The sequence below is a fragment of the Methylocella tundrae genome (assembly GCF_038024855.1).
Taxonomy (GTDB): domain Bacteria; phylum Pseudomonadota; class Alphaproteobacteria; order Rhizobiales; family Beijerinckiaceae; genus Methylocapsa; species Methylocapsa tundrae.
This window is the reverse complement of sequence record NZ_CP139088.1, coordinates 212,098-238,001: the sequence shown is the minus strand read 5'-3', so window position 1 is coordinate 238,001 and position 25,904 is coordinate 212,098. Positions and strand designations below refer to the sequence as shown.

Below are 25,904 nucleotides of genomic sequence, written 5' to 3'. Positions count from 1 at the left end.
TATCGGCTTTGATGTCATGGCATCTGGGGGCGGCGCTCACCGAGCAAGGCAACGTTGGCGCCGGCGCTAATGGAGGGTCTGCAGCACAAAATCGATGAACGCCTTGACCTTCGCCGATGGATGGCGTTTCGACGGATACAATGCGTAGAGCGGAAACATTTCTCCAGACCACTCGGGGAATAATTCGATCAGGCGGCCTTGATGAAGCAATTCGTCGGCGCCCATCGCCATAACCTGAGCGACCCCTGCGCCCGCGGCGCATGCCTTGAGCAGAGCGCCGACGTCGTTGAGCAACAGGCGTCCGGTCGTCTTCACCGGCAAGACCTTATGGCCCTTATGAAACTCCCAATCGAAAGGCCGCGCGGTATGCGGATTGAGAAACTGAATGCAGGCGTGGCGAGCGAGCTCTATTGGACGTTTCGGTCGACCGTGGCGTGCGAGATAGGCTGGCGCGGCCACGGTGAGAATCCTCGTTTCGAGAACTTTACGCGAAACCAGTGAAGATGTCGGGGGCTCTCCGAAGCGCATGGCGACGTCGATGCCATCGGCGACCAGATCGCCGATACGGTCGCGGGTGATGAGCTCGAGGGAGAGGTCCGGATAGCGGTCAAGGAACACGCCGAGGCGCTCGGCGAGAACGAGCCGGGAAAAGAACGGATCGAGATTGACGCGCAGCCGGCCGCGCACGGCGCTCAAAGATCCCGACGCGTCAACCGCCGCTTCTTCGATGCCAGCCAGCATCGGACCAACCTGTTCGTAGAAACGGCGGCCTTCATCGCTGAGAGTCAATGATCTCGTGGTTCTGTCGATCAGGCGCACGCCGACGCGCGATTCAAGCCGCGACACCGCGCGGCTGACGCCTGAGGCGCTCATCCCCAGCGCTTCGGCGGCGCGAACGAAGCTGCCGCCTTCGACGACAGCGGCGAGAACACTGACGCCAGCCAGCAATCGTCCATCAAACGGCATGAAAGACTCATGATCTTTTGTCATGAATAATGTGACAAAGCGGCGCTTTTGTCAAAGCCTCCCGTCGCGATAAGACTGCGCCAAGCAAGACCTGGAGGGCTGAGATCCATCATGTACGTCATCACCGGAATTACAGGTCAGGTCGGGGGCGCCGTCGCACGGACGCTGCTGGGCGCCGGACGGCCCGTTCGCGCTATCGTGCGCGACGCCAGAAAGGGAGCGGCGTGGGCTGAGCGCGGATGCGACGTCGCGCTCGCCGATCTCAACGACGCGGCGGCGTTGGCGTCCGCCTTCAAGGGCGCGCAAGGCGTCTTTGTCATGGCTCCGCCGATATTCGATCCAGCGCCCGGTTTTCCAGAGGCGCGGGCGCTCTTTGCCGCGCTTCGAACTGCGCTTGAAAGGGCGCGTCCGCCGAAGGCCGTATGCCTATCGACGATCGGGGCGCAGGCGAGCCAGCCGAACCTCCTCAATCAACTTGGCCTCATGGAGCAGCAACTCGGCGCTCTGCCGCTGCCGATCGCTTTTTTGCGTGCTGGATGGTTCATGGAGAATTCGGCCTGGGACATTGCGCCGGCGCGGGAGACAGGCGTCATCCAGAGTTTCCTTCAGCCCCTCGACAAGCCCGCGCCGATGGTCGCGACGGCAGATGTCGGTCGCCTCGCCGCCGAGCTGCTTCAGGAGACATGGATCGGCAAGCGGATTATCGAACTCGAAGGGCCGCGCCGCATCGCGCCGGACGAGATCGCGACGCTCTGCTCAAAGGCCCTCGGCCGCGCGGTGCGAATGGAAGCCGTCCCTCGCGAGACCTGGGCGGATTTGTTTACGACGCAAGGGATGAAAAACCCGCTCCCGCGCATGCAGATGCTGGACGGCTTCAACGAGGGCTGGATCGAATTCGAAGGCGGCGAAAGCGGCTCCGTCAAGGGCCGGATCGAATTTGACACAGTGCTGAAAGGCCTCCTGGGGCAAGGGGCTTAGGCGAATGCCCTATGCCGCCGCGGCGCGGCGCCAGTCGGCGATCGCCGCAAGAGCCCGCTCGGGGCGCTCGGTCAAGGGCGCGAGCCGTCCTGGGTAAACAGCGCCGGAATTGCCGTCGAGCGACAAAAAATCTCCCTCGTTCAACAGCGTTCCACCGATCCGGCATTGGCGGCGCTCCATATCGATCTCGAGCCCGGGGCAGCCGACGAGACACACCTTGCCGAGCTGGCGCGCCACCACCGCCGCATGGGAGGTGCGCCCGCCAGAAGCAGTGAGAATGCCGGTGGCCAGCGCCATCCCCTCGATATCAGTCGTCGCCGTGTCCCGCCTAACAAGAATCGCGGGCGAGCCTTCCCCTGAAAGACGCTTCACCGCCTCGGAATCGAGCGCAATGGCGCCATTGGTGACGCCCATGCCCGCCGCCAGCGCTTCAGCCAATGAAGGAGGCAGCGGCGGTGCGAAGCTCGTGCGCGCGACGGCGTCGAGATCGACGCCCTCGATCCGGCGCAGCGCCTCGGCCGGCTTTATCAGCCCTTCCGCAACCATGTCGGCCGCAATCGTCAGCGCCGCCCAATCGGTCCGCTTGGCCCGGCGCGTCTGGAGCAGGAACAAAATACTGGACTGGAGCGTGAATTCAAAATCCTGCACATCGCCAAACAGCGATTCCAGCTCGCCGCAGATGTCGTTCAGCCGCGTCCAAATGGCAGGCAACCGCAAGCGCAGTCGCTCATTGTCGCGCAGCTTCTGGCGCCCCGCCACGACGTCCTCGCCCTGCCCATTGAACTGGAAGTCGTAATAGAATTCCCGCGCGCCGGTGGCGGGGTTGCGGGTAAAGCCAACGCCCGAGCCCGATGCGCCGCCGGCGTTGCCAAAGACCATAGTCTGCACTGTCACCGCCGTGCCGCCGGCGTCGCTGATGCCGTTCAAACGACGGTAGCTTTGCGCTTTCGGCGCATCCCAGGAGCGAAACACCGCCGCTGCGGCGCTCATGAGCTGCTCCTTTGGATCCGCCGGAAACGCAGAGCCTGTGAGCGAGCCGTAGCACTCCAGCATCGCCAGCGTCAGATCCCGCAGGCTCCGATGATCGAGTTCGCGTTCGGCCTCTGCCTCGGCGCGCTTCATCGCGTCGGCGACCAGCGCGTCGAAGGGCGCCGTCGGCAAATTCGATACGACCTCCGCATAGCCCTGCACCAGACGGCGGTAGCTGTCCCAAGCGAGGCGTGGATTGCCGGTCAGGCGGATAAGACCTTCGACTGTTTCCGCGTTGAGACCGACGTCGAGAACGGTCTCCATCATGCCCGGCATGGACACGGCGGCGCCTGAGCGGACGGAGACGAGCAAAGGGCGCCGTCCGCCAAAGCTGAGGCCGCTTGCGGCTTCAAGCCGGGCGACGCCCTCCGTCAGCGCAAGGCGCAAGGCTTCATCGTCCGGCGCCACGCGTCCGCGCCAACTCGTCGGCAGCACGAAAGCGGGCGGCACGGGAAGACCCGCCTGTGCGAGGCGCATCAGATTCCAGGCCTTGTTGCCGACTTCCTCTGCGCCGCCAGGCGCGAGGGGAGCGCCCGGAAGAATCGGATAATAGTCAGGCATCAATCACATCCTCGAGCATATGTTCGTGCAGGATCAGGCTGGCGTACTTCAACGCGTCAGCCGCCTCCTCCAGCCTTTCGCCGATCGACGTGAACAGGTGCAACTGGCGGAAGTCGCTTGCATGCTGCAGGGCGCTCGCGGCCAGTGCGCGCTCGGCGTCATCGGCCTGATGCTCGATCGCGGCGACGCGGTCGATCGCGGTCAAGAAATCCTCCGTCTCGGCATGGCTCGCGGCGCGGCCAATTTGCGTTGCGTGGCCGAGAGCCTTGATCCATTCCTGCGCGCCTTCGACCAAAAGGTCGGCGAGGATCTGCAGCGCATCCACAGCCTTGCCTTCGAGAACGCGAAGGCCGAGAAGCGAGGCGGCGTCCTCGAGCTGGTCCGCTGCGTCGTCCGCCGCCTCCAGCAGGCGCAGGAAGACCGCGTAATCTGGACGGCGACCCACCGCCACGCGCGTCTCCACGACTTTGCCATCCGCGTCATGCTCATACTGCCGCGCGCGCCGCGCGCGTTTCGCCGCGCCATGGGGCTCGGCTTGCAATCCATCGCGAACGAGGCTGGCTATTTCAAAAATGAGGCCAGCGTGGTCGGCGGCGAGACGCAATAGCTGCTGCTCCTCATTGCTGAAATGAGTGCCAAGGGTCACGCGGATTCGGTCATGGATCAAGGCCCGCGACTGGCCGGTCAGAAGACCCTCCGTCGACGCCTGGAAGACGAAGCGCAAGAAGTCCAGCGTCTCCGCGTCTCCCAGCACGTCGCAGAGACGGTCGCCGAAATGCATCGAGGAACCCGCTGCGGCCTCGATCGCCTGATTGACCAGGCGCGCGCCGCCAAGCTCCAGAAAGCCGCGATGACCCATCTCGGTTTCCGCCGCCCAGCTTAATAGGGCAAGACGATCCGGCCCGCGCAAAAAACCGCGCAATTGTTTGCGCGCACGGTTCCAGTCGATGAGGAACACGAGGCGCGAACCCAGGAATTCGAGATAGGAGCGAGCGCCCGCTTCATCGAGCGCTTCGATGCGTCCCGTCGCGAGATAGAACGCCGAACCGGCGGCCAATACGTCGGTGCGCTGCTGCTCCCACGCCACCTTGCGGGGCTTCAGCATGTCCTGGAAGAAAGCGAGCCGCTCCGGGTGCACGTCCGTGTAGGTGACGCTGACTTTGAGCCCCTCTACATGGATGACGATTACATGCGCATCTGTCGTGCCGATGTCATTTTGGATGATCAGCCGCGCGCCGGCGCGCGTGGCGGTCGTCGCGAGCCCAGGATGGGCGAATTTCAGCTTAGCGGTGCGATTGAGTCCCGCCATGAACGCCGACACCAACGGGCGGTCGGCTTCGGCGAGATTATAGGCGGCGGCGCCGTCCAAATTCTCCTCCGCCAGTGCGGCCTGCATGGCGTTCAGCCGTTTATGCAGATCCATGACGAGGCGATGCAGGCTGTCGGCGCGGTCGTGGCCCGCCTGCGTCATGGCGGATATGGCGCCCGGATCGACAAGATCGTTCTCCGCCGCGGGCATTGCCGCGAGCAATTGATCGAGCCGCGCCGCGAAGTCGGCGGCCTTTTCGGCGAGGATCGGCGCGGCCATCACGCGCATGTCGTCCGCGATGCGCGCGAGGAGCCGCCCGGCGCCGGGCGCCCGGCACAGTTTGCCTTCCCTGCGCGCTCTCGCAACCATGACGTCGAGATCGGGATCGTCGACGCCGCAGGCGATGCGCTCCCGCTTGAGCGTCGGCGCCGGCTGCTCTGGATGTTCCGCATGGGCCAACGCCATCTGCAACAGGGAAAACGCGTATTTTACCCGGTCATTGGCCGCGAGCGCCGCATTGAGGCGCGCCGCGGGCCGCAGTTCGCTTTCGCCGATCGCGGCTAGAATCTGCGTCTTCATCTACGCTCCTTTTTGCGACGATACAGTCATGATCGAGGCGCGGGCGCGCCGCCTTGAGCTAAGTCAAGAAACAGCAAAAGCAGCCTGGCGGCAAATGCGGGAATATCATCTCGCCGTTGAATCTTTTGAACGACGATATTTGTCGCAAAATTGTCATCAACTTCATCAAGCCGCAGTTTAAGCCAGGATTGACTTGCAAACAAACGCAAATCCGCTCCGGAGCCCGCACCTTGAAACTTTCCCCCGAACGCGAAGCTCATCTGGCGAGAAAGGCCGCGAACGCCGCCTGAGCCTCTGGGCCGCGGCGCAGAGCCTCGAAGCTCTGAGCTTCCGCTTCAAGCGTCTCGGCCACATTTAGAGCGAAGCTTCGCTTCAGGAGATTTCTGGTCGCCGCGACGGCCTCCCACGGCAGCGCCGCGAGCGCCCTCGCCTTGGCCAGCGCGACGGACAGGGCCTCGCCATCATCCGTTTGCGCGTTGATGAGGCCGGCCTCGGCCGCGGTCTGCGCCGTGAAAGGCTCGCCAAGCAGCAGCAATTCCGCCGCGCGCTTGGCTCCGGCAAGTCTTGGCAGGAGATAGCTCGACGCTCCTTCGGGGCAGAGGCCGAGCGGAACAAAGGGAAGGCGAAATTGCGCGCCGCGCCCGGCGTAGGCGAGGTCGCAATGGAGCAGCAACGTCGCGCCAATGCCGATTGCGAAACCTTCCACCGCCGCGACGACGGGTTTTGAAAAGGTCGAGAGCATCTTGAGAAAATCGAGCGCAACGAACGTCTCGCCCGCGTCCGCCGAAATCTGGAAGTCGGCGAGGTCATTGCCGCTGGTGAAGCACAAGCCAGCGCCGGTGAGCGCGATCACGCGGATTGATGCGTCATCGCGCGCGGACGCCAAGGCCGCGGCAAGCGCCACATAGGTCGCCTTGTCCAAGGCGTTGCGGCGCCCCGGGCGCGACATGGTGAGCAGGCGAACCCCGTCGTCCGGGTCGCAGACCAGAACGGAGTCATTCATCGACGCGGCTCCTGTCCTTGACGCTCCGCAGCCGCAGCCGTCCGCGCTCCAGCAAGGGCGTTGTTCAAAACGCCGCTTCCTCGAACGCCATCATTGACGCGCCGCCGGCCATGATGGCCGAGAAGAGCGCGCTCGTTTGCGGAAGCAGGCGCTGCATATAGAAGCGCGCGGTGGCGACCTTGGCCGCGTAGAAGCCGTCGGGATCGTCGGCGCCCGTTTTGGCGAGGCTGATTTCGGCCATGCGGGTCCAGAGATAGGCGAGAGCCGTCAGGCCAAAGAGGCGCAGGTAATCCGTTGCGGCCGCGCCCGCCTCTTCCGGATTGCGCAACCCCGCGCGGGCGACCTGAGCGGTCGCTTGCTGCAAACGAACGAAAGCCTTGCCAAGCGGCTGAACGAACTCGGCCAGCGCCTTGTCGTTCTGTTGCGTCTTAGCCTCGATATAGGCGGATACGGGGTGGAAAAAGCGGCGCAGCAGGCGTCCGGCGTCCGCCGGCAGCTTACGCCCGACGAGATCGAGCGCCTGCACGCCATTGGTGCCCTCGTAGATTTGCGCGATGCGGCAGTCGCGGACATATTGCTCCATGCCGTGCTCGCGGATGTAGCCGTGGCCGCCGAGAACCTGCATGCCGAGATTGGCCGCCTCCGAGCCGAGATCGGTAAGCAGCGCCTTGATCACCGGCGTCACCAGCGCGACGAAATCTTCCGCCTCCTTCCGCGCCTCTGGATCGGGATGGCGTTGCTGGAGATCAAGGTTCTTCGCCGCCCAGGCGGCCAAAGCGCGGCAGCCTTCGGCATAGGCGCGCTGGGTCAGGAGCATGCGCCGCACATCGGGATGCACAATAATCGGGTCGGCGGGTTTATCGGGATGCTTGGCGCCGCTCAGGGAGCGGCCCTGCAAGCGTTCGCGGGCGTAGGCGACGGCGCCCTGATAGGAGGCTTCGGCGACGCCAAGGCCCTGCATTCCGACCGCCAGACGCTCGGCGTTCATCATAGCGAACATCGCGCGCATGCCCTTGTGCGGCTCGCCGACGAGCCAGCCTTTCGCCTCGTCGAAGTTCATGACGCAGGTGGCCGATGCCTTGATGCCCATTTTATGCTCGATCGCTCCACAGGCGACGCCATTGCGGGGGCCGAGCGAGCCATCGTCCTTGACGAGATATTTCGGCACAAGGAACAGGCTGATGCCTTTGATCCCCTTTGGCGCATCGGGCAGCCGGGCGAGCACCAGATAGATGATGTTCTCGGTGAGGTCGTGCTCGCCAGCCGAGATGAAGATTTTGGCGCCCGTGATCTTGTAGCTTCCGTCCGCTTCAGGGATGGCCCTTGTGCGCAAAAGGCCCAGATCAGTGCCGCACTGAGGCTCTGTCAGGCACATGGCGCCGGACCAAACGCCTTCGACCATTTTTGGAAGGTAGGTCTGTTTGAGTTCGTCCGAACCATAGTTGCTTAAGGAAACATAGGCGCCAGCGGTCAGGCCGGGATAGAGGCTGAACGAGAGGTTCGCCGAGCAGATCATTTCAACGATCAGCGTATCGACAGCCTTCGGCAGACCCTGGCCGCCATAGGCGGGATCGCAGGCAATCGACGTCCAGCCGCCTTCGCGAAAAAGTCTGTAGGCTTCGGGAAAGCCCTTTGGCGTCCGCACCACGCCGTTTTCCAGCGTGCAGCCTTCTTCGTCCCCGGTGCGGTTCAGGGGATGAAGAACCTCTTCGCAGAGTTTGGCCGCTTCTTCCAGGATGGGATCGATGAGATCGCGGGTGAATTCTTCGTAGCCCGGAAGGCTGGCGAGTTCGTCTCCGTCCATAAGTTCGAAGAGGACGAAGCGCATGTCGCGCAGGGGAGCCTTGTAGCTGGCCATGTTGGACGTTTCCTACTCGCTCTTTTGACGCATGATCTCAGTTCCGCAAAGGCTTGCCGGTCGTCAGCATGTGCTCGATCCGGGCGAGCGTGTCTGGATGGCGAATCAGGCGCATGAAATTTGCCCTCTCGAGTTTCAGCATGGCGTCTTCGTCGGCCGGGAGCATCGTATCGGTGTCGCCGCCGGAGAGCACATCGGCCAAAGCGGTGGAGATGACAACGTCGTGTCGCGTCGCCTTGCCGAGCCGGGCGAGGCTCTCCACCGCCATTTTGAGCGCGGCCTTGGCGCTGCGGCCCGGAAGATTCAGAGTTTGCGGGGCAGGGGGCGCGTAGCCGGCGGCGAGCTTCAGTGCTTTGGCCTTGGCGTCGGCAAGCAGGCGATACCGGTTCATCGTAACGCCGTCCGTCGACTTCAGGTACAAGAACTCCTTCGCCTCGGCCGCTGATTTGGCGACGCTCGCCATGCCGATGATCTCGAAAACGCGGGAGATCGGCGGCATCGGGCCTTTCGGCAGGCGGCCGAGCGCAAACCAGCGCTGGAGCATTTCCTTGCAGCCGCCCCAGCCGGGAATGAGGCCGACGCCGACCTCGACGAGGCCCATATAGGTCTCGGCATGCGCCTGCACGGCGTCGCAGTTCAGCAAAATCTCGCAGCCGCCGCCGAGCGACAGGCCGGAGGGCGCCCCAACCACCGGAAAGGGCGCATATTTCAGCATGCGGTAGACTGTCTGGCCCTGGGCCACAAGGTTCTCGATCTCGCTCCAGGCGGCGATGTTGGCGGCGAACAGGGCGAGTCCGAGATTGGCGCCGGCCGAGAAGTTCGAGCCCTCATTATAGATGACGAGCGCCTTATAATCCTTGGCGACCTGATGCACGGACCGCATCAAAAGGTCCAGAGTATCAGGGTCGATCGCATTCATCTTGGTCGTGAACTCGAAGCAGGCGACGCCATCGCCGATGTCCCATAGCGCGGCAGAGCCGTTCCGCAGGACCGGCTTGGCGGTGCGCTTTATGTCCTCCAGCATGATCACGCCTTCGGGGCGCGGAACATCGTGGTAGACGCCGTCAAGGCCAAGCGCCTGCCGGCGCCCTTCATGGACGCGGTAGAACGGGCGGCCATCGGCGACGCCCAGCATGGCCGGAACAGCAAAGCCGCCTGCTTCGAGTTTGGCCGTGAACCATGCGCCGCCAAGCTGGTCGATCAGTTCGAAGGGACCAAACTTCCAATTATAGCCGAGCCGCATGGCTTCATCGATCGACTCGATCTCGTCGGCGGCGTCGCCGACCAGAGCCGCGGCATAGGCGAGCGTCTGGCCAAGCACGCGCCAGGCATAGCGGCCGTGCGCGCTGTCGTGCTCGAGCAGGCGGACAAGGTCTTTTCCGCTTGCCGTGACCGCCTCCACCTCGGGCTTGCGGCTCGTTCGGAATTCGCCGGTCTTGAGGTCGATCGCCTCCTTCAGCTTCCCCTTTTCGTGATTCAGCCGGTAGAATCCGCCCTTGCCTTTGCGCCCGGTATAGCCTTCGGCGATCAGTTTTGCGACCAGCGGAACCGGCGTATTCGCAGCATGGAACGGATCATCCTTGGGCAATGTTGCGGCGAGGCTCGCGGTGATATGCGGCATCAAGTCGAGGCCGACAAGATCCAGCAGGCCGAACACGCCCGTCTTCGGAATGCCCATAGGCCTTCCGATGATGGCGTCGACCTCCTCGACGTCGAGGCCGGATCGAAAAGCTTCCGTCACCGCCGTCTGCAGCCAATAGACGCCGAGCCGGTTGGCGATGAAGCCGGGGCGGTCCTTGCAGCGGACAATGCTCTTGCCGAGCATGACGTCGGCAAAGCGCGATACAGCCGCCAGAGCCTCGGGCTTCGACTTCTCGCCGCCGACCACTTCCAAAAGCCGCATATAGCGCGGCGGATTGAAGAAATGGGTGATGATGAAGCTCTCGGCGAAGCCCGCCGGCAGACCTTCCACAAGGGTCGCGAGCGGGATCGTCGAGGTATTGGACGAGACCACGCCGCCGGGCTTGCGCGCCGCTTCGATCCTCGCGTAAAGCGCCTGCTTGACGTCGAGGCGCTCGATCACCGCTTCGATGATCCAGTCGCAATCGCCAAGGAGGTCGAGATTATCCTCGACGTTGCCCGTGGTCACGAATTTCGCTGCGGCCTTGCTCATGAAGGGCGCGGGATCGGCCTTGAGCAGCTTTTCCAACGCGCCTTCGGCGATGGCGCTGCGGTTTGGATTGTCTTTTGCGACGATGTCCAACAGTACGACAGGGACGCCCGCATTGGCGACATGGGCGGCTATGCTCGCGCCCATCACGCCGGCCCCGATGACCGCGACCTTTTTGATCTCCGTCATTATACCGCCTCGAGAATGGTGGCGATGCCCTGGCCGCCGCCGATGCACTGGGTGGCCAGCGCATATTTGCCTTTCTCGCGCTTGAGGAGCAAAGCCGCCTTGCCGACGAGGCGCGCGCCCGTGGCGCCGAGCGGATGGCCGAGCGCGATGGCGCCGCCATCAATGTTCACCTGATCGGGCGAGAGCTTCAGCTCGCGGATACAGGCGATCGACTGCGAAGCGAAGGCCTCGTTTAATTCGACGACGTCAAGCTGGCTCACGTCGAGGCCGGCGCGGGCCAGCGCCTTCAGCGAGGCCCCGACCGGTCCTATCCCCATGATCTCGGGGGCGCAGCCGCAGACGGCGACAGACCTGATCGCGGCGAGAATTTCGAAATCGTGGCGTTTTGCATAGTCCTCCGAGCAGATCAGCAGGGCGGCCGCGCCGTCCGTCAGCGGCGAGGAGGTGCCGGCGGTCACGACGCCCTCGGCGCTGAAGGCAGGCTTGAGGGCTGCAAGGGCGTCAAGCGTGGTTTCAGGGCGGATGCAGCCGTCCTGCGTCACCGCGCCCTTCTTGCCTGTGATCGGTATGATCTCGTCCGCGAACCTGCCGGCCTCGCGCGCCGCCGCGGCGCGCTGCTGCGAACGCAGGGAGAACTCCTCCTGTTCGCGGCGGCCGATTTGCCATTTGGCGGCGACGTTCTCGGCCGTGTCGCCCATGCTGATATAGGCGCCGGGCATGGCTGCGGCCAAGTCTGGGTGTGGCAGGGGATTGAAGCCCATAATCGGCACGCGGCTCATGCTTTCGACGCCCGCGGCGATGAAGGCTTCGCCCGCCTCCATCTTGATGGCGCCGGCGGCGATATGCACAGAACTCATGGAGGAGCCGCAGAAGCGGTTGATGGTGGCGGCGCCGAGCGAGTTCGGAAGACCGGCCAGGAGACTGACAAGACGCGCGAGATTGAGGCCCTGCTCGCCCTCTGGAAAGGCGCAGCCGAGCAGGAGATCCTCGATGTCGCCCGCCGCAACGCCGGATTTCGCGACAAGCGCGCGAATCACCTGCGCCGCCAGTTCGTCAGGCCGAACGGAGGCTAAATCCCCCTTCTTCGCAAGCGTGAACGGCGAGCGCGCATATCCGGCGACAACTGCCTTGGTCATCAAAAATACTCCACCCGGTAATGGTTCCTGAGGGCAAGACTAGGCCATGATCCTCGCATAAGCGAATGGTCGGGCGTGTGACGCCCTTCAAAAGCTGGCGGCCGAAGGCAGGTTCGCCTTGGCAGGATAGCTCCCGCCCGTGACCCCAGCAACAGCTTTAAGAAGGTGGCAATAATCACACGTTTAAGCCGAGCTTCACGATTGATGTTTGGTTCATTCGCGGGCTGATCTCCCGTTGCAGCAATCCTCGATCAGAGTATGTTTTGTTCGATGACTGAATTTCCAAAAGACGGGTTCAGTTCTATGCTGAACACAGCGTCGTCGCGGCAATATCGCGCCTCGGAGAAGAGAAAGCTCACGCGTGAGCAGAACTGCGCCGCGATCCAGGCCGCCGCATGGCGCGTGTTCTGCTCGATCGGCATGGACGCAGCGACGGTCCGCGACATCGTCAATCTGAGCGGCGTTTCTCCGGGGACATTCTATAATTACTTCCGCACCAAAGAAGCGATCTTCGAGGTCCTTTCGCAAAACCTCTTCGAGAAGATCCGGATTGAAACCAGACAGGCGGCGGCCGAAGCCACGAATGCGGAAGAGCTTCTGTTTCTGACATACCGGGCTTATCTCGATCTGCTGCAGTCGATCGACGGCGCCATGGCTTTCATCGAGCGCAACCAGCACAACGTACGCGCGCAGCTCTATCGTTCGACAACAATCCGCGGGCTTTCGGCGAATTTGGAAGAAGATCTCCGGCGCTTCATTCCCGCCTCGATCCTGTCTCAACACGATCTGATGCTGGCGTCTTCGATTATCATCGCCGCCGGCGCCGAAGCGGTTTTTCACGGCGGCCGGCCGCTGGCCATCAGCGCGCCAGATCTGCACGAATTTTTGACAAAATTCATGATGGGCGGGTTGAATGCGTGGCTGGTCCCGGTAGGCCAGCGGCCAGGCTGAAGCGCGCTTCGCTATCCCTCTTCACGCCGCCTGCGCGTCATCCGCGCGGTCCCGGACGGCGGCGCGCTAGACCGCGACGGAATGACGAACAGGGGCGGCGCGAAGATAAGCGTCGAAAACCGAGGCGACGATGCGCGCGAAATGCATCGAATCCGGGGCGAGCGCCAAGCGGTCCTTCTCCTGGGAGATCACGCCATCGCCTTGCAGTTCAGCGAGCATCGTCTTCTCGACAGTCCACCACTCCTCCTCGAACCCAAAGGCGCGTCCGGCCGCTGAGAGATCAATTGCGCCATCGCACATGATACGTTCGATCACATGAGCGCGAAGCGCGTCCTCCGCGCTCATAGAATGGCCGCGCGCGACGGACAGCCGTCCCGCGGAAACGGCGCGTGACCAGGCCCCCGTCTCGGCGGCGTTCTGGACGTAGCCCTTCGGCGTTCGGCCGATGGAAGTAGCGCCGACGCCGATCAGCGTTTGGGCGGCGTCGCTCGTATAGCCCTGGAAATTGCGCCGCAGCTCTCCGGCGCGGGCGGCGATCGCAAGCGGATCGCCGGCAAGCGCAAAATGGTCGATGCCGATCCGCGCGTAGCCGCCGGAAACGAGCGCGGCCGCAGCGGCCTCCGCCTGAGCCGCGCGCTCCGTGCTCTGGGGCAGGGCGTCCTCTGGAATCATGCGCTGATTTTTGGCCATCCACGGAACGTGAGCGTAACCGAAGAGGGCGACACGATCCGGCCTCATCGCGACGCACTGCTCGACAGTCTGGCGAAGCGCCGTTGCGGTTTGATGCGGCAATCCGTAAATCAAATCGAAATTGATGCGCCTGACGCCAGCCGCGCGCAGGCCTTCCGTCGCCCGCGCGACCATTTCAGGCGGTTGTATCCGGTTGATCGCCGCCTGCACTTTAGGGTCGAATTCCTGCACGCCAAAGCTCGCGCGGTTGAAGCCAAGGGCGCCGATCCGCTCGATCATCGCATCGGTCAGCGTTCGCGGATCGCTCTCGATCGCCAGTTCGGCGCCGGGCTCCAATTGAAAGCGCTCTGCGATGCGCCCCATAATCGCGGCGAGATCGCCGGGATCGAGGGCGGTCGGCGTGCCGCCGCCGAAGTGAACATGTGCGACCCGCATCCGCGCCGGCAAGGCGCCCGCGACAAGATCGATCTCCGCGATCAAACATTCGACATAGGCGGAAACCGGGGCGTAGCGAGCCGACAGCTTCATATTGCAGCCGCAATACCAGCACATCTGCTGGCAGAACGGCACATGCAGATAAAGCGAAATGGGCTCATTCGGGTCGAGCCGGCCGAGCCACTCGCGATAGAGCGCTTCGGAGAACTCCGCTTTGAAATGGGGCGCGGTCGGATAGCTCGTATAGCGCGGCACGCTGCGCTTCGCGTATTTGTCGAAGACAGATGACATCGAAGCGTCTCTCAAATCGCGCAATCAACCCTGATCAGGGCCGCGATTTCTTGGCCCCGTTTAGCTCGATTACGCCGTTCGCGCGGCGTTGGCGTAATGGATCTGCTTTGCTGGATTGCATATGGCGCGTCCGGGCAAATTGACCAGGATCAAAGGGGACGAAAAGCCGCAAGCCCACGTAAATTCCCGGTTGAATGGAACTAAGCGTCCTCGCGGCGTCACGCTGAAAGGACGCTTTCGAGGTCGGTTTGCGAGAAGTCATTTCCGACAAACAATAAAGCGCAGGCATTTTCCCTGGCTGCTTCATAAGCGAAGCAATCGCCGAAGTTCAGCCCCGCCGGATGCGCGCCCTTTCCCCAACGCGCATAGGCCTCGGCTATCCGCCGCGCCGAAGCAGGGGTTACGGTGACGACCTCGAAGCCGAGGCCATCTATGAGCCTTGTCATTTCTTCGCCGACGTTACGGCGGCCTGCGACGATCAGGGCTTCCGCCAGCGTTCCCGCCGAAATCAGAACCTTCGGCTCGATTTCGAGCGCCCTGATGCAGGCGTCGGACTGAGCCTCGTTGAGAACGATCGCCATGAGCGCCGATGTGTCAATTGCGATCATGGACGGTCAGGCGCGCGCGATCATTCGGGCAGACCGTCCTCGCCGTAGAGGAAGTCCTGACTGCGCGCCGCGCCCGGTCCAGAACTCGCCTTGGCGCCCCCGCTGGCGCGGATCGCTTCAAGAAGCTTCCTGCGCTCTTTTGCCTCGGGGACTGCCTTGACCGGCACAAGGCGGACGGCGGCCTGCCCGTGGCGCGTTAAGATGATTTCGTCGCCCGCTTCGGCGCGGCGGACAAGATCGGTCAATTGCCCTTTGGCTTCGGTTACGGAAATCCTCATTGCTGTATCAAATGGACCAGTCGTTGGTCCATGTCAACCTCTGCCGGGCGAGGACGACCGCATAAGCGTGCCGCTGATTTTCTGAGAAAAATACTTATAAGTCCCCGCGTCTTTCGTCGGAATAGGCGGGAAGCGTCAGAATGCGCGGATCTTCGATCGGCGCCCCGACGGTAAAATGATAGAGGTCCTGAAACTGCGTTTCTGCGACGGGCAGGCCGAGCAGGGCGTGAACCTCGTCATCGAAGAAACAACCGATGCCGGTTCCAGAGAGCCCGGCAGCCGTCGCCCACAGATAAAGCGATTGGCCGATAAGTCCGGCTTCCCAGTGAAGGCGCCGGTAGCCAAAAGCGCCGTCTTCACGAAGAGTATGGTCGAAATCGGCGACCATGGCGAGGCTGAAACAGCCATTGCCCGAAATCGGCTGCAGGCAGGCAAGGCGCGTTGCTTCCTTTTCGACGGCGCCGCCGCGCAGGCGATACAATGGCGATCCGTCGAGATCGACGGGCGCCCAGTCGAACGCGGGCGCAGCCGCTCGCAGTCGCGCGGCGGCCTGCCGATTGCGCTCCAGCGCATATAATCCGGGCTCGACGCCGTCGACACGATGCACGAAGAGAAGCAATGTCAAGGCGGCGGGCCAGGGAAAAGCGGCAAGCAGCGGCTTGGCGCCCGGCGCCAAGGCGGCCAGCATCGCGCTAAAGGAGGCGCGCGGCAAAATCGCTTCCCCGTCGAAGCGTTGCGCGCTTCGGCGCCGGCGAACGACCTCGGCCACCTCGATCTTGCCAAAATCCGGCGCCGGCGTTGCGCTCTGATGCGATGGAGCCGGGTCTTGCGCGATCATGCGCGGCTTGCGGCAAAACTGCGCCGCGAGATCGACCAGCGGCCATCCGTCATGATCTTCACTCAGCCGATTGGCGGTCCCGCGCCAAACGCGCGCCGCATCGACCAATGGGCGCATATCGATAGGATGCATGGGCGCATCATCCGTCGCGACCCAAAGCAGAAGGTCCGGATGCTCCGGCTCGCGGCGATGCGCCGCGTCCGCCCGCGTGAGGCCGAGGAGCGCTGCAACATCTTCGTCGGAAGGCTCCGGCAAGAGGCGGGCGCTCCAGCCGAGCGCCGCGGCGGCTTGCGCAACGGAGCCAATCGCATGTCCCGCGTCGAGCTGACAATAGCGGAAGGCGCGCTCGCCATATTTCCATGCCTCCCGCCACGGGATCGAGCTGAGCGCAAGGGCGAAGCCGCGCGCCGGCAGGACGCGGGCGCCGGCATAGATTGCCCGTTCCTCCAGCTCATGGCCGAGCGGCGCATAGTGATAGAGCGCGGCTTTATCGCCGACGCCGGCCATACTGTCGATGACGAGATAGGCCTCGGTTGGATGCAGATTGCCGCTTGAGGGATTGTTGCGCAGCGCCCAGGTTGATCCTTCATAGTTCTTCCATGCGCTGAGCCCGAAGGCGAGCTCCAGAAACAGGCCAAGAGCGTCTTGATCGAGCGGCGCCGGCTCGGCGGCGGAGCCCGGAAACAGCGCGGTCTCTTTTGCGCTGGGCAGCGGCAACAACACACGGCGGCAGCCTTCGAATAAACGATAGGGCGATGGCTGCGACGTCCAATCGAGAAACGACGGCCCAAGGGCATAGCGGTTCGGCGCATGTTTGGTGCGCTGATGGTAGCCGCGAATGTCCGCCGGCATTCTATCGTCGGTGTGAGAATTCATTCAGATCCTCGCCGCGTCAAAACCAGTTGCTCTCGCTCGCCGCCGCGTCTTGTCTTAGCGATAACCTTCTTCCGCCAGAACCTGCCGGACTGCGGGCCGCGTCAACATGCGCCGATAGTGGGCGAGGCAATTGGACGGCAGCTCCATCTTCGTCTTGTCCGCCCAGAACTCGACGTAGAACAGAGCGGCGTCGGCGATGGAGAATGCGTCGGCGACGTAATCCTTGCCGGCCAGTTCGTCGTTCACCACCTCGAAGGCCTTGGCGACGATTTCGCGTCCTTCTCCCTTCACCGCCTCCACCGTATTTTTTTTCGAGGCGTATCGCTCAGGCGTAAAGACGCGGCGAAAACCCTCGCCGTGGATATGTTGCGTGTAAAACCGCAAGCTCGCCATCGCGGCTTCCGCCGCTCGCGGGTCGTTCGGCAACAACTGCCGGCGTGGATAGGCCTCGGCAAGCCATGTCGCAATAGCGACAGAATCCGTCAGAACCACGCCATCGTCACGGACCAATGTCGGAATTGTGCCACTGGGATTGATCGCGAGATATTCGGGCTTCAGATGATCGCCTTTCACAAGATTGACGATGTAAGCCTCGAAAGCCAGACCGGTCTCCTCGAGCAGAATGTGGATGCCTGTCGAGCAAGACCCCGGCGTCATGTAGAACTTCATTCAATCCGTGCCTTGTTGAGCGGGCCTGCATTGCAATGCGGACAAATCGCCTGTTGTCGAGCAATTCCGGCGCCAGGGATTTGCGGGACTGGAGAATATCAGGGCCGCATGGCTCAAGTGCGGCGCAGAACCTCTCTCGATTTATTCATGTCGGCGCCTCTGCGTCAATGTAGGAGATGACGGGCTTTCGCGCATTGTCTATGTAGGTGCGCGATAGAGGCTGCGTAACAACATCAAGGAACGATGTCATGACGGAAACGCCGAATCTCGAGGTCGAAGAGTCAATCAACAATTTGGTGCGCGAATTCTACCGCGAGGCGCGCCAGGATTCGCTGCTCGGGCCCATCTTCAACAGCGCCATCGAGGATTGGGACGTTCACCTGCGGATCGTCGCCGACTTTTGGTCGAAGGCGCTCTTGAAAACGGAGCGCTATAGCGGATCGCCGTTTCCGCTCCATATGAAAATGCCCGTCGAACTCGAGCACTTCGAACGATGGCTCGCGCTTTTCGAAGAAACGGCGAAGGCGACATTGCCAGCCGAATATGGAGCGAAGGCGATTGCGAAAGCGCGCCACATGGCGGAGAGCTTCAAGGCTGGCATCTTCATTTTCGTCGACAAAAACGGCAGGCCGGCGCGTCATCCCGGGTGAAAACGCCTGCAGCGAAGGTCCTTGGCGTTCACTACAATCGAACAAACCGGCCGCGGCTGTTATCGCCGCGCGCATGATGGCAAATCGGCTTGTCCCGTGCGATTGGCCGTTTCCGGCATAGCCGGTCAAGACCCGCGCGCCCTCGAAACGAAGGGCGCGCGACCTCATGCGTCGGGCGCTATCCTTACCCTCGCGACAGCTGGGCGGCGTCGAGCAGCTTCTGGCGCGCAGCGCCGATGCGGATGGCTTTCGCTGTAGCCTCGGCGATCGCGCGGCCCCTCTGGTCGGACCCCGTCCAGCTCGCTGCGCGGCCGCGAGGATCTATCTCAAGCAGTTTGACGCCGTGAGGCACAACGGTCGCGTCCCTGGCTACGCCCCGCAAAAAACCGTCCATCGGAGCGCAAACGGCAGCGCCGTCATGATTTCCAATGACCAAGCCTTTGAAGACACGCATGCCGATGTCGACGGGCGTCCGCCATAGGCCGTGACGGTCCGAATAAACGAAGCGGTCTTTGCCGACGCCGCCAAGGTCTCGCGCTCTGCCGTCCGCCACGGCGGTACGTCCGGTCTCGATCAATTTTCCCGTTGTGGTTGGATGCGTCTCAATAGCGACATCACAGTTGACGCCCACCTCGAAATGCGGTCCGAAACCGATCGTCAGCCGGGAAATGCCGCGAAGATCGGGAGTGACGCGGTATTTCTGCATCCGGGCGTCGATCAATACATCCGGCGTGCGCAGCGCGATGAGGTCGGTCAACTCGAGCGGGGTGACGACGACATGTCCGGGTTTCGCCAGAGCGCCGACGATCTCCATCACCGTCTCCGCCCGCTCCCCGGTGATTCCATCGACCTGCGCGCGATCCTCAAAGAGGGCGTCATGGAACGCCATCCCCCGGCGAATTACGGGCGGGTATGGATCATGGCTCAAAATGACGAGGTAACCGTCCCACGTCAGCCGCACGGCCGTCGCCGACGCGATTTCATTCGTTCCCAAAATAATGGCGAGCGATTGCGCCTCCGTGGCGAACAAGGATGCAAACTGCGCCTCTCGCATGGTCGAACCTCCTCTTCGGGCATCCACCCTGAGCAAACTTCGAGCCACGGCGAGGTGGTCGTAAAGACACCATAAATACGGTAAGTTACACCGATCTGGCGATGTTTTCTTCGAGAAGATTCTGCCGTTGAATCATAATTGTCGCAAAGACGACGATGACGCCATCCTGTATTGTTAGAAATATAGCACCGATGGCGAGGAAGGCGCTTTCTCAAGCGGCGTCGCGAAGCTCCCACGTCGGCGCCATTTCATCGAGGACCCGACGAATGGCGGGATGGCCGCCACTGCTTTCGACATAGCGGCCGAGCGGCGGGTAAGCCTCGAGAAGCGCTGGCTTGCCATAGGCGGCGGCGACCTTCGGAAGCATGAAGAGAGCGGGCGCGAGTTCGCAGTCGGCCAGCGTCAACTGCGAGCCAGCGGCAAAACGCTCAGCGCCCACATAGCTTTGCAGCGACGATAGTCCGCGTATGAGGCGCGTCAGCCATAAGGCCGCGCTTTGATCGCGCTTCGCCGGGTCGGCGTGGCGCCAGAGTTCGACGAGCGGCGTCATGATCTGCAGCTCGCCGATGCGTTGCAGCAACCGGACCCGCGCCTTCGCTTCCGGTTCTCCCGGCCGAAGGGACGGCTCCGGGAACTTATCTTCCAGATATTCCATGATCGCCGCCGATTCCGGCAGCGGCGTTCCGCTTTCGAGAATGAGGCACGGTATTGTCCCGAACGAATTGATGGCGTGAAACTTTGCCGACAGTAAACCGCCCGGTGGCGGTTCGATGTCGATTTTCAACCCTTTCGCGTAGATCGCGGTCCGCACCGGAGCGGAGAAAGGGGAGCTGTCTTCCGAATAGAGTATCATTGACGCCTCTCAGCGGATTGCGCCCCATCGCGCTTATCAACCGGAGCGGCTGGAGTCGAGCAAAACCGGAGCGGGCGCCGTTCACGTAAGCTGGCGCGCGCATCGGGGCTGAGACGACGCAGAGGCGAAGGCGGCGCCGCGCCCCCGCCTTTTGACGATCGGCCCGGCGCCGGGGAGCCGAGAAAGCTCTTTTCGAATTCGTGAAGGAACCCGCTGGCGCTCAAGCCGTTTACAAAGGGGAACCTTAAGCCACGGTCGCGATATGAGCGCAAAAGGTCCGCGTACACGCCTCATTGCGGCAAGCGTATTGATCGCGGCGGCTGTCGCGCCTCTCAAGGCTCAGACCGTGGCTGCGCCCGATGCGCCGCCTGTTGCCGCCGGGCGAGACCTGCCATCGAGCCTCGAGCAGTCAGCGGCGTTCGTCGGGGATGCATTCCCGAGCATCCATTTTCTCGATCAAGCGAGTCGTATGGCGATCGCTCATTCGAAAAATGACAAAATCCGCGATTTCGCCGAACACGTCGCCCAAGACGAAACGTCTGTCGGCAATTCCTTGATGCATTGGGTCCGTACGGGCGGAGCCGGGGCGGCCGACGAAACATCGTCGAGCAATCGTCTGGCGATTCGGATCAAGCCTCCGCGCATGTTGGCCTCACAAGCGAATTTCCTGCAACATCTGTCGGGTTTGCAGGGCCGCGACTTTGATGTGATGTATGTTTCAATTGAGAAAGACGCTTTGCAGAATCTTGCGTCCGTCTACGAGCTATATGTCCGCAACGGCCTCGACCCGGGGTTGCAGGCGATCGCGACGCGCGAATTACCTGAGGTAAAGCACCTGATTTCCGTGCTTGCCAGTCTTTAGCGCGCCCTCGCGCCGCGGCGCCGACGAACCCTCGCCGCTTTCAAAGAGAGCCGCAAGGTTTCGTCGAAAACGTCCTCACCAACGCTCCGGACAGATCGCGCATCATGCGCGTCTTGATCTTCGAATTGATGATCAACGGCAAAACAAGCTATAGCCTGTTAGACGCGAAAGAGGATATCGGAGACCTCTGGCCGCGGCGCGCCCCCCTCTGGGAGGGTGACGAGAAAGACGAGGAAGGACTCAAAGGATGAAAGCCATTGTGGCTGTGAAGCGCGTGGTGGACTATAATGTCAGGGTCCGCGTAAAAGCCGACAATTCCGGCGTCGAGACGAACAACGTCAAATTCTCCGCCAATCCATTCGACGAAATCGCCGTCGAAGAGGCTGTGCGTCTGAAGGAGGCTGGCGTCGTCTCCGAAATTGTCGCCGTCTCGATCGGCCCGGTTCAGGCGCAGGAAGTCCTGCGGTCAGCACTCGCCATCGGCGCCGACCGCGCCATTCTGGTGCAGACCGACGATGAAGTTCAGCCGCTCGCCGTCGCGAAGATCTTGAAAGCGCTCGTCGAGCGCGAAGCGCCGCAGCTGGTGATCCTTGGCAAGCAGGCTATCGACGACGATTCCAACCAGACGGGCCAATCCCTCGCGGCGTTGCTCGGCTGGCCGCAGGGCACATTCGCCTCGAAGCTCGTCCTGAAGGACGGCCGCGCCGAAGTGACCCGCGAGATTGATGGCGGCCTTGAGACCGTATCGCTGGCGCTGCCGGCGGTGGTGACCACCGATCTACGCCTCAACGAGCCGCGCTATGCGAGCCTTCCCAACATCATGAAGGCCAGGAAGAAACCGCTCGACATCATTCCCGCGGCTGACCTTGGACTCGACATTGCGCCGCGCCTGATTACCTTGCGCGTCGACGCGCCGCCGAAACGCAACGCTGGCGTCAAAGTGCCCGATGTTGCAACCCTCGTCGACAAATTGAAAAACGAAGCGAAGGTGATCTGACATGACCGCCCTGGTTCTGGCCGAGCATGACGGCCATGTCCTGAAACCGGCGACCCTGAACGCCGTCACCGCCGCCGCCCTCCTTGGCGGTCCAGTTCATTTGCTTGTGGTCGGCCATGGCGCCGGCGCCGCCGCCGAAGCTGGAGCGGCGGTCGCAGGCATCGAAAAAGTGCTGCTTGCCGACGATCCGCTCTATGCTCATCTCCTCGCCGAAACCGTCGCGCCGCTAGTGACACAGCTTGCAAAGAACTATGATGCGGTCCTAGCTGCGGCGACGACCTTCGGCAAGAACGTGCTGCCCCGCGTCGCAGCCTCGCTCGACGTGCAGCAGATCTCGGAGATCACGGCGGTCATCTCGCCCGACACTTTCGTGCGGCCGATCTACGCCGGCAATGCGCTGGCCACCGTGCAATCGAAGGATGCGCGGAAAGTTATCACCGTGCGAACCACAGGGTTTGAGCCCGTCGCCGCATCCGGCGGGACCGCGGGAATTGTCCCGATCGCGGCGGCGCCGGCCGCGGCGGATGCGATCTTCCTGCGGCAGGAGCTCGCCGCATCCGAGCGGCCCGAGCTGACCGCCGCCCGCATCGTGATTTCCGGAGGGCGCGGCATGCAGAACGCGGAAAACTTCGCAACCTATATCGAACCGATAGCCGACAAGCTTGGCGCCGCTATGGGCGCGTCGCGCGCAGCGGTCGACGCCGGCTACGCCCCCAATGACTGGCAGGTCGGCCAGACCGGCAAGATCGTCGCGCCGCAGCTTTATATTGCGGTTGGCATATCGGGAGCCATCCAGCATCTCGCGGGGATGGGAGACTCGAAAGTCATCGTCGCCATCAACAAGGACGAGGACGCTCCGATTTTCCAGATCGCGGACTACGGCCTCGTGGCCGATCTGTTCCAGGCCCTGCCTGAACTCAATGCGGCTCTAAAATCCTCCTGAGCCGCCACTTGGGACCGCCTTGTGGACCACTAAGATAATCCCCGAGGACGCTTCGACAAACTATCCGGGAGCATGACGCCGAAAAGCTGCAGACTTTCCTGACCCATATCATGCCGTAAAAACAACGGCTTAAGGAACATAATGCAACTCCGCCTCTGAGGCGTCATGGGCGGCGGCCGCCGCCGGGCCCGAGAGTTTCCCCAGCGATGGGACGCATCGCTCCGAGCTATCGACATTCCATAACTTATATTATGCGCATCATTGATGATGCGCTGACTCAAGCGCCATCACACGGATATGCCATAATCCCGGCGCAATAGCCTCGGTTCGTCTGCGCGGACTCGGCATCGTATCCAGCCGCCTTCTTTCGATCCGCCGGACGCGGCCATCGCGGCTGATCCATGCATTCGTGAAGCGTGCGCGCCCAGCGCGCGCAGCATCTGACGGCGTTCAACTGCGTCTTGACATGCATGAGCCGCCAACAAAGCTGCTCAATTCATGCTTAGGCCCGGCGCGCCAGGGATCGCAGAAATCCCTGATAGTCATCATTCAATTCCATGTCGACGGCAGGGGCTAGCTTGAGTAGCAAATTCGCGGTGAAAGCCTGGTCATTGCGGGCGTCTCCCAGCGCCTCGCGCAATACGGGAACATTGTCCTCGATATGCTGAAGGAAGGCGACGCCTTTGTCCAAGGTTTCTGTCCAGCGCTCGCGCGTCCATTTCGCCAGAGGATACATGATCTCATGCACGAAATTGGATGCGCGCGCCTTCTCGAAGAAGCGCAGACCCGTGCTCCAATTTTCCTTGGCGCGCAGCGGCGGCGGAGGGATGTCGCCAACGAGCAATTTCTTGCCGGATTGACCAACAAAATCGTCCAGCGTTTCTGGATTTCCAATATTCGCACGGAAATAGGACAAAGCGAATGATCCGGGGAATTCTTCTCCCATGCGCTCCGCCAGAGCGGCTTCGACTTTGTCCACAGCCGCCTTGTCCCCTTTCAGCGCCGCCGTCATGCAGAATGCGAAAATCGCGTCATTTCCGACATTCTGCACACCGGTAGTCTTCAACTGCTCCGCCGAAAGCCTTGGCGTTATCCCGTCGGCGGGGGCCTCGGCCTGCCCTGCCCGTTGCGCCGTTATAAAGGCGGTAATTTCCAGCCACCCCATCAGATGCGCGATGAAGGCGTCTGGATCCACATGCACGATCGCCAGATTGAGCGGCTCCTTGCGCTTTTTCAGTTCGGCCATATCTGTCATAACTAATCCCCGATGTATCCATGTTGTCTGTTTTGATGTGGCCCGGGATGGCGCGCGCAGCGATCGTCCACCGCCTCGCCGCCCGCCGGACTGAGGCCGATCCATTCCGCCACAAGCGCCATATCGAACCCAGCCTCGCAGCGATCGCCGACTTGCATCAACGGACGGCGGATCAGCAGCTTGTCTTGCAGCATCAAGGCGAGCGCGGCAGGCTCATCCAGCGTCTCCGGCCGCAATTCGCCTGACTTGACGCGCGGCGAGGCGCTGTTGAACCAGTCGCGCACGGGCCGGGCGCCGAAGAAAGCGCGTAGCCGCTCGGAGGTCCAGGGCTCTGCGAGCAGGTTGCGCGCGACCACCGCATGGCCCGAAGCGGCCAGCAGCTTTTTTTGCCGCGCATTGCCACCGCAGCCAGGCTTTTCCCAGAACAGGATTGTCGCCATTCGGACAAATCTCCAAAGTCTGCCCGCTGGCACGCAAGAAACAGGCCGCGGCGAAGCCTCCAGATCGACCGCATAAATCGGGAGGAGCCACGCGGGGAGCGGCCGCCCCCGGCATTCTTGAGCGGCGGGGGTTGGACCAGACCATCGGCATCGCCTGCGGCGCGGGTCAGCTCGGCATTTCGAGCCACGACCCGCCCGCATTCTTGCAACACGCCTTTGAAGTCCGGCCGGCGTCATGCAACATTGCGCACGCGGCGCTATCTGACGGGACGGCGTGCTTTTCTGGCAATTCACGAGATGCCCCGCTATTGGCCAGGCTCCATCGAGCGGCAGGAGATTTTCCATGACCCTTGCTTACGACCGCCAGTTTCTTGATCGTCTTGGCGTCGAGCATCCGATCATCCAGGCGCCCATGGCCGGAATCTCGACGCCGGCTCTCGCGGCGGCCGTATCCAACGCCGGCGGCTTGGGGTCGATTGGCGTCGGCGCCACCGACGCCAATGGCGCCCGCGACATGATTGCATCTCTCCGCGCGGCCACAAACCGAGGCTTCAACGTCAACGTCTTCTGCCACAGGCCCGCGGTCGCGAACGCCGCAATCGAGGAGGCCTGGCTCAAACGGCTGACGCCTGAATTCCAACGCTTTGGCGCCGCACCGCCAGCGCGCCTTAGCGAAATCTATCGAAGCTTCGTCGACGACGACGCCATGCTCGCTCTGTTTTTACAGGAAAAGCCCAAGGTCGTGAGCTTCCATTTCGGCCTGCCTTCGCCGCAACGCATCGCCGCACTCCGCGCGGCCGGAATCCTGCTCTTCGCCAGCGCGACAAATCTCACTGAGGCGCGCGCCGTCGCGCAGGCCGGAATCGACGCCGTGGTCGCGCAAGGCTATGAGGCTGGCGGCCACCGCGGCGTATTCGACCCTGACGCGCCGGACGATCGTCTCGGAACCATGGCCCTGACGCGCCTTCTCGTGCGCAATCTCAACATTCCAGTCGTCGCGGCCGGCGGCGTCATGGACGGCGCGGGCGTCGCCGCGGTCTTGCATCTTGGAGCCAGCGCGGCCCAGCTCGGCACGGCCTTTATCGACTGCCCGGAATCGCAGGCTGACGAATTCTACCGCGTGGCTTTGCGGAGCGAGGCGGCGCATCATACAGTGATGACGCAGGCAATCTCAGGACGTCCCGCGCGATGCCTCGCCAACCGCTTCACCGCTTTTGGGGAGCAAATCGACCGAGGAGCGGTCCCTGCCTATCCGATTGCCTATGACGCCGGGAAGGCTCTGAACGCCGCGGCGAAGGCGGCCGGCGAGCCGGGATATGGAGCGCAATGGGCGGGGCAAGGCGCACCGCTCGCGCGCGCCCTGCCCGCGGCGGCTTTGATGGCCGAACTCGTCTCCGAGTTGAACGAAGCGGCAGGGTAACGCCTGCCGCTCGGCC

At 62.7% G+C, this 25,904-nt stretch carries 25 protein-coding genes; 8 read left to right on the top strand and 17 right to left on the bottom strand.

Features of this window, described 5'->3' with window-relative positions; all coding sequences use genetic code 11:
* Positions 1-66 precede the first annotated feature (66 nt).
* A complete protein-coding gene (locus tag SIN04_RS02035) occupies positions 67-966 on the bottom strand; it encodes a LysR family transcriptional regulator (RefSeq protein ID WP_134492984.1) in 900 nt (299 codons plus the stop codon).
* A gap of 111 nt (positions 967-1,077) precedes the next feature.
* On the opposite strand from SIN04_RS02035, the gene SIN04_RS02030 reads away from it, so the two are divergent.
* The gene (locus SIN04_RS02030; RefSeq protein WP_322847398.1) at positions 1,078-1,944 is read left to right on the top strand and encodes an NmrA family NAD(P)-binding protein; all 867 of its coding nucleotides are present in this window, start codon (positions 1,078-1,080) and stop codon (positions 1,942-1,944) included.
* A gap of 9 nt (positions 1,945-1,953) precedes the next feature.
* Here SIN04_RS02030 and SIN04_RS02025 read toward each other — a convergent pair whose 3' ends face one another.
* From SIN04_RS02025 to SIN04_RS01995, 7 genes are all read right to left on the bottom strand, one after another.
* Entirely contained in the window at positions 1,954-3,534 is a 1,581-nt protein-coding gene (locus SIN04_RS02025; RefSeq protein ID WP_322847397.1) for a PEP/pyruvate-binding domain-containing protein, read from the bottom strand.
* Positions 3,527-5,422, bottom strand: a complete 1,896-nt coding sequence (locus SIN04_RS02020) for a DUF47 domain-containing protein (protein WP_322847396.1) — start codon at positions 5,420-5,422, stop codon at positions 3,527-3,529. Before SIN04_RS02020 ends, SIN04_RS02025 begins: the two co-directional genes overlap by 8 nt.
* 26 nt (positions 5,423-5,448) lie before the next feature.
* On the bottom strand, positions 5,449-5,682 hold the full coding sequence (locus SIN04_RS02015; protein WP_322847395.1) for a hypothetical protein: 234 nt from the start codon (positions 5,680-5,682) through the stop codon (positions 5,449-5,451).
* Entirely contained in the window at positions 5,679-6,425 is a 747-nt protein-coding gene (locus SIN04_RS02010; protein ID WP_322847394.1) for an enoyl-CoA hydratase-related protein, read from the bottom strand. Before SIN04_RS02010 ends, SIN04_RS02015 begins: the two co-directional genes overlap by 4 nt.
* 64 nt (positions 6,426-6,489) lie before the next feature.
* Positions 6,490-8,283, bottom strand: coding sequence for an acyl-CoA dehydrogenase C-terminal domain-containing protein (locus tag SIN04_RS02005; RefSeq protein WP_322847393.1), 1,794 nt, complete (start codon positions 8,281-8,283; stop codon positions 6,490-6,492).
* Positions 8,284-8,320: 37 nt separating this feature from the next.
* Positions 8,321-10,642 (bottom strand): 3-hydroxyacyl-CoA dehydrogenase/enoyl-CoA hydratase family protein, encoded by a 2,322-nt coding sequence (locus SIN04_RS02000; RefSeq protein ID WP_322847392.1) that lies wholly within the window; start codon positions 10,640-10,642, stop codon positions 8,321-8,323.
* Entirely contained in the window at positions 10,642-11,778 is a 1,137-nt protein-coding gene (locus SIN04_RS01995) for a thiolase family protein (RefSeq protein ID WP_322847391.1), read from the bottom strand. The genes SIN04_RS02000 and SIN04_RS01995 overlap by 1 nt, the downstream gene beginning before the upstream one ends.
* A 303-nt stretch (positions 11,779-12,081) precedes the next feature.
* Between SIN04_RS01995 and SIN04_RS01990 the strand changes: the two genes are divergently transcribed.
* Positions 12,082-12,729 carry a TetR/AcrR family transcriptional regulator gene (locus SIN04_RS01990; protein WP_166796062.1) on the top strand — a complete coding sequence of 216 codons (648 nt, stop codon included), beginning with the start codon at positions 12,082-12,084 and terminating at the stop codon, positions 12,727-12,729.
* 66 nt (positions 12,730-12,795) lie between these two features.
* Here SIN04_RS01990 and hemN read toward each other — a convergent pair whose 3' ends face one another.
* The 5 genes from hemN to SIN04_RS01965 form a co-directional block, all read right to left on the bottom strand.
* Positions 12,796-14,145, bottom strand: coding sequence for an oxygen-independent coproporphyrinogen III oxidase (hemN, locus tag SIN04_RS01985; RefSeq protein ID WP_134492960.1), 1,350 nt, complete (start codon positions 14,143-14,145; stop codon positions 12,796-12,798).
* A gap of 218 nt (positions 14,146-14,363) precedes the next feature.
* Positions 14,364-14,753, bottom strand: coding sequence for a type II toxin-antitoxin system VapC family toxin (locus SIN04_RS01980; protein WP_134492958.1), 390 nt, complete (start codon positions 14,751-14,753; stop codon positions 14,364-14,366).
* Positions 14,754-14,773: 20 nt separating this feature from the next.
* On the bottom strand, positions 14,774-15,031 hold the full coding sequence (locus SIN04_RS01975) for a type II toxin-antitoxin system Phd/YefM family antitoxin (protein ID WP_134492956.1): 258 nt from the start codon (positions 15,029-15,031) through the stop codon (positions 14,774-14,776).
* A gap of 94 nt (positions 15,032-15,125) precedes the next feature.
* The gene (locus tag SIN04_RS01970; RefSeq protein ID WP_134492954.1) at positions 15,126-16,745 is read right to left on the bottom strand and encodes a SagB/ThcOx family dehydrogenase; all 1,620 of its coding nucleotides are present in this window, start codon (positions 16,743-16,745) and stop codon (positions 15,126-15,128) included.
* A gap of 54 nt (positions 16,746-16,799) precedes the next feature.
* Positions 16,800-17,414 carry a glutathione S-transferase family protein gene (locus SIN04_RS01965; RefSeq protein WP_134492952.1) on the bottom strand — a complete coding sequence of 205 codons (615 nt, stop codon included), beginning with the start codon at positions 17,412-17,414 and terminating at the stop codon, positions 16,800-16,802.
* Between the two features lie 248 nt (positions 17,415-17,662).
* Here SIN04_RS01965 and SIN04_RS01960 point away from each other — a divergent pair, with 248 nt between their 5' ends.
* The gene (locus tag SIN04_RS01960) at positions 17,663-18,064 is read left to right on the top strand and encodes a group III truncated hemoglobin (RefSeq protein ID WP_134492950.1); all 402 of its coding nucleotides are present in this window, start codon (positions 17,663-17,665) and stop codon (positions 18,062-18,064) included.
* Between the two features lie 184 nt (positions 18,065-18,248).
* On the opposite strand, the gene SIN04_RS01955 is transcribed toward SIN04_RS01960, so the two are convergent.
* Both SIN04_RS01955 and SIN04_RS01950 read right to left on the bottom strand, forming a co-directional pair.
* The gene (locus tag SIN04_RS01955; RefSeq protein WP_134492948.1) at positions 18,249-19,118 is read right to left on the bottom strand and encodes a xanthine dehydrogenase; all 870 of its coding nucleotides are present in this window, start codon (positions 19,116-19,118) and stop codon (positions 18,249-18,251) included.
* A gap of 211 nt (positions 19,119-19,329) precedes the next feature.
* Entirely contained in the window at positions 19,330-19,971 is a 642-nt protein-coding gene (locus SIN04_RS01950; protein ID WP_134492946.1) for a glutathione S-transferase family protein, read from the bottom strand.
* Between the two features lie 346 nt (positions 19,972-20,317).
* Here SIN04_RS01950 and SIN04_RS01945 point away from each other — a divergent pair, with 346 nt between their 5' ends.
* From SIN04_RS01945 to SIN04_RS01930, 4 genes are all read left to right on the top strand, one after another.
* A complete protein-coding gene (locus SIN04_RS01945) occupies positions 20,318-20,833 on the top strand; it encodes a DUF4142 domain-containing protein (protein WP_210234737.1) in 516 nt (171 codons plus the stop codon).
* Between the two features lie 104 nt (positions 20,834-20,937).
* Complete coding sequence (locus tag SIN04_RS01940; RefSeq protein WP_166796060.1) at positions 20,938-21,084, top strand: hypothetical protein; 147 nt, start codon at positions 20,938-20,940, stop codon at positions 21,082-21,084.
* A complete protein-coding gene (locus SIN04_RS01935; RefSeq protein WP_134492942.1) occupies positions 21,081-21,830 on the top strand; it encodes an electron transfer flavoprotein subunit beta/FixA family protein in 750 nt (249 codons plus the stop codon). Before SIN04_RS01940 ends, SIN04_RS01935 begins: the two co-directional genes overlap by 4 nt.
* A 1-nt stretch (position 21,831) precedes the next feature.
* Positions 21,832-22,773, top strand: a complete 942-nt coding sequence (locus SIN04_RS01930; protein ID WP_134492940.1) for an electron transfer flavoprotein subunit alpha/FixB family protein — start codon at positions 21,832-21,834, stop codon at positions 22,771-22,773.
* A gap of 502 nt (positions 22,774-23,275) precedes the next feature.
* On the opposite strand, the gene SIN04_RS01925 is transcribed toward SIN04_RS01930, so the two are convergent.
* Both SIN04_RS01925 and SIN04_RS01920 read right to left on the bottom strand, forming a co-directional pair.
* On the bottom strand, positions 23,276-24,028 hold the full coding sequence (locus SIN04_RS01925) for a hypothetical protein (protein WP_134492938.1): 753 nt from the start codon (positions 24,026-24,028) through the stop codon (positions 23,276-23,278).
* A gap of 2 nt (positions 24,029-24,030) precedes the next feature.
* Positions 24,031-24,468, bottom strand: a complete 438-nt coding sequence (locus tag SIN04_RS01920; RefSeq protein ID WP_134492936.1) for an ArsC/Spx/MgsR family protein — start codon at positions 24,466-24,468, stop codon at positions 24,031-24,033.
* Between the two features lie 343 nt (positions 24,469-24,811).
* Between SIN04_RS01920 and SIN04_RS01915 the strand changes: the two genes are divergently transcribed.
* A complete protein-coding gene (locus SIN04_RS01915) occupies positions 24,812-25,888 on the top strand; it encodes an NAD(P)H-dependent flavin oxidoreductase (RefSeq protein WP_134492934.1) in 1,077 nt (358 codons plus the stop codon).
* Positions 25,889-25,904 lie beyond the last annotated feature (16 nt).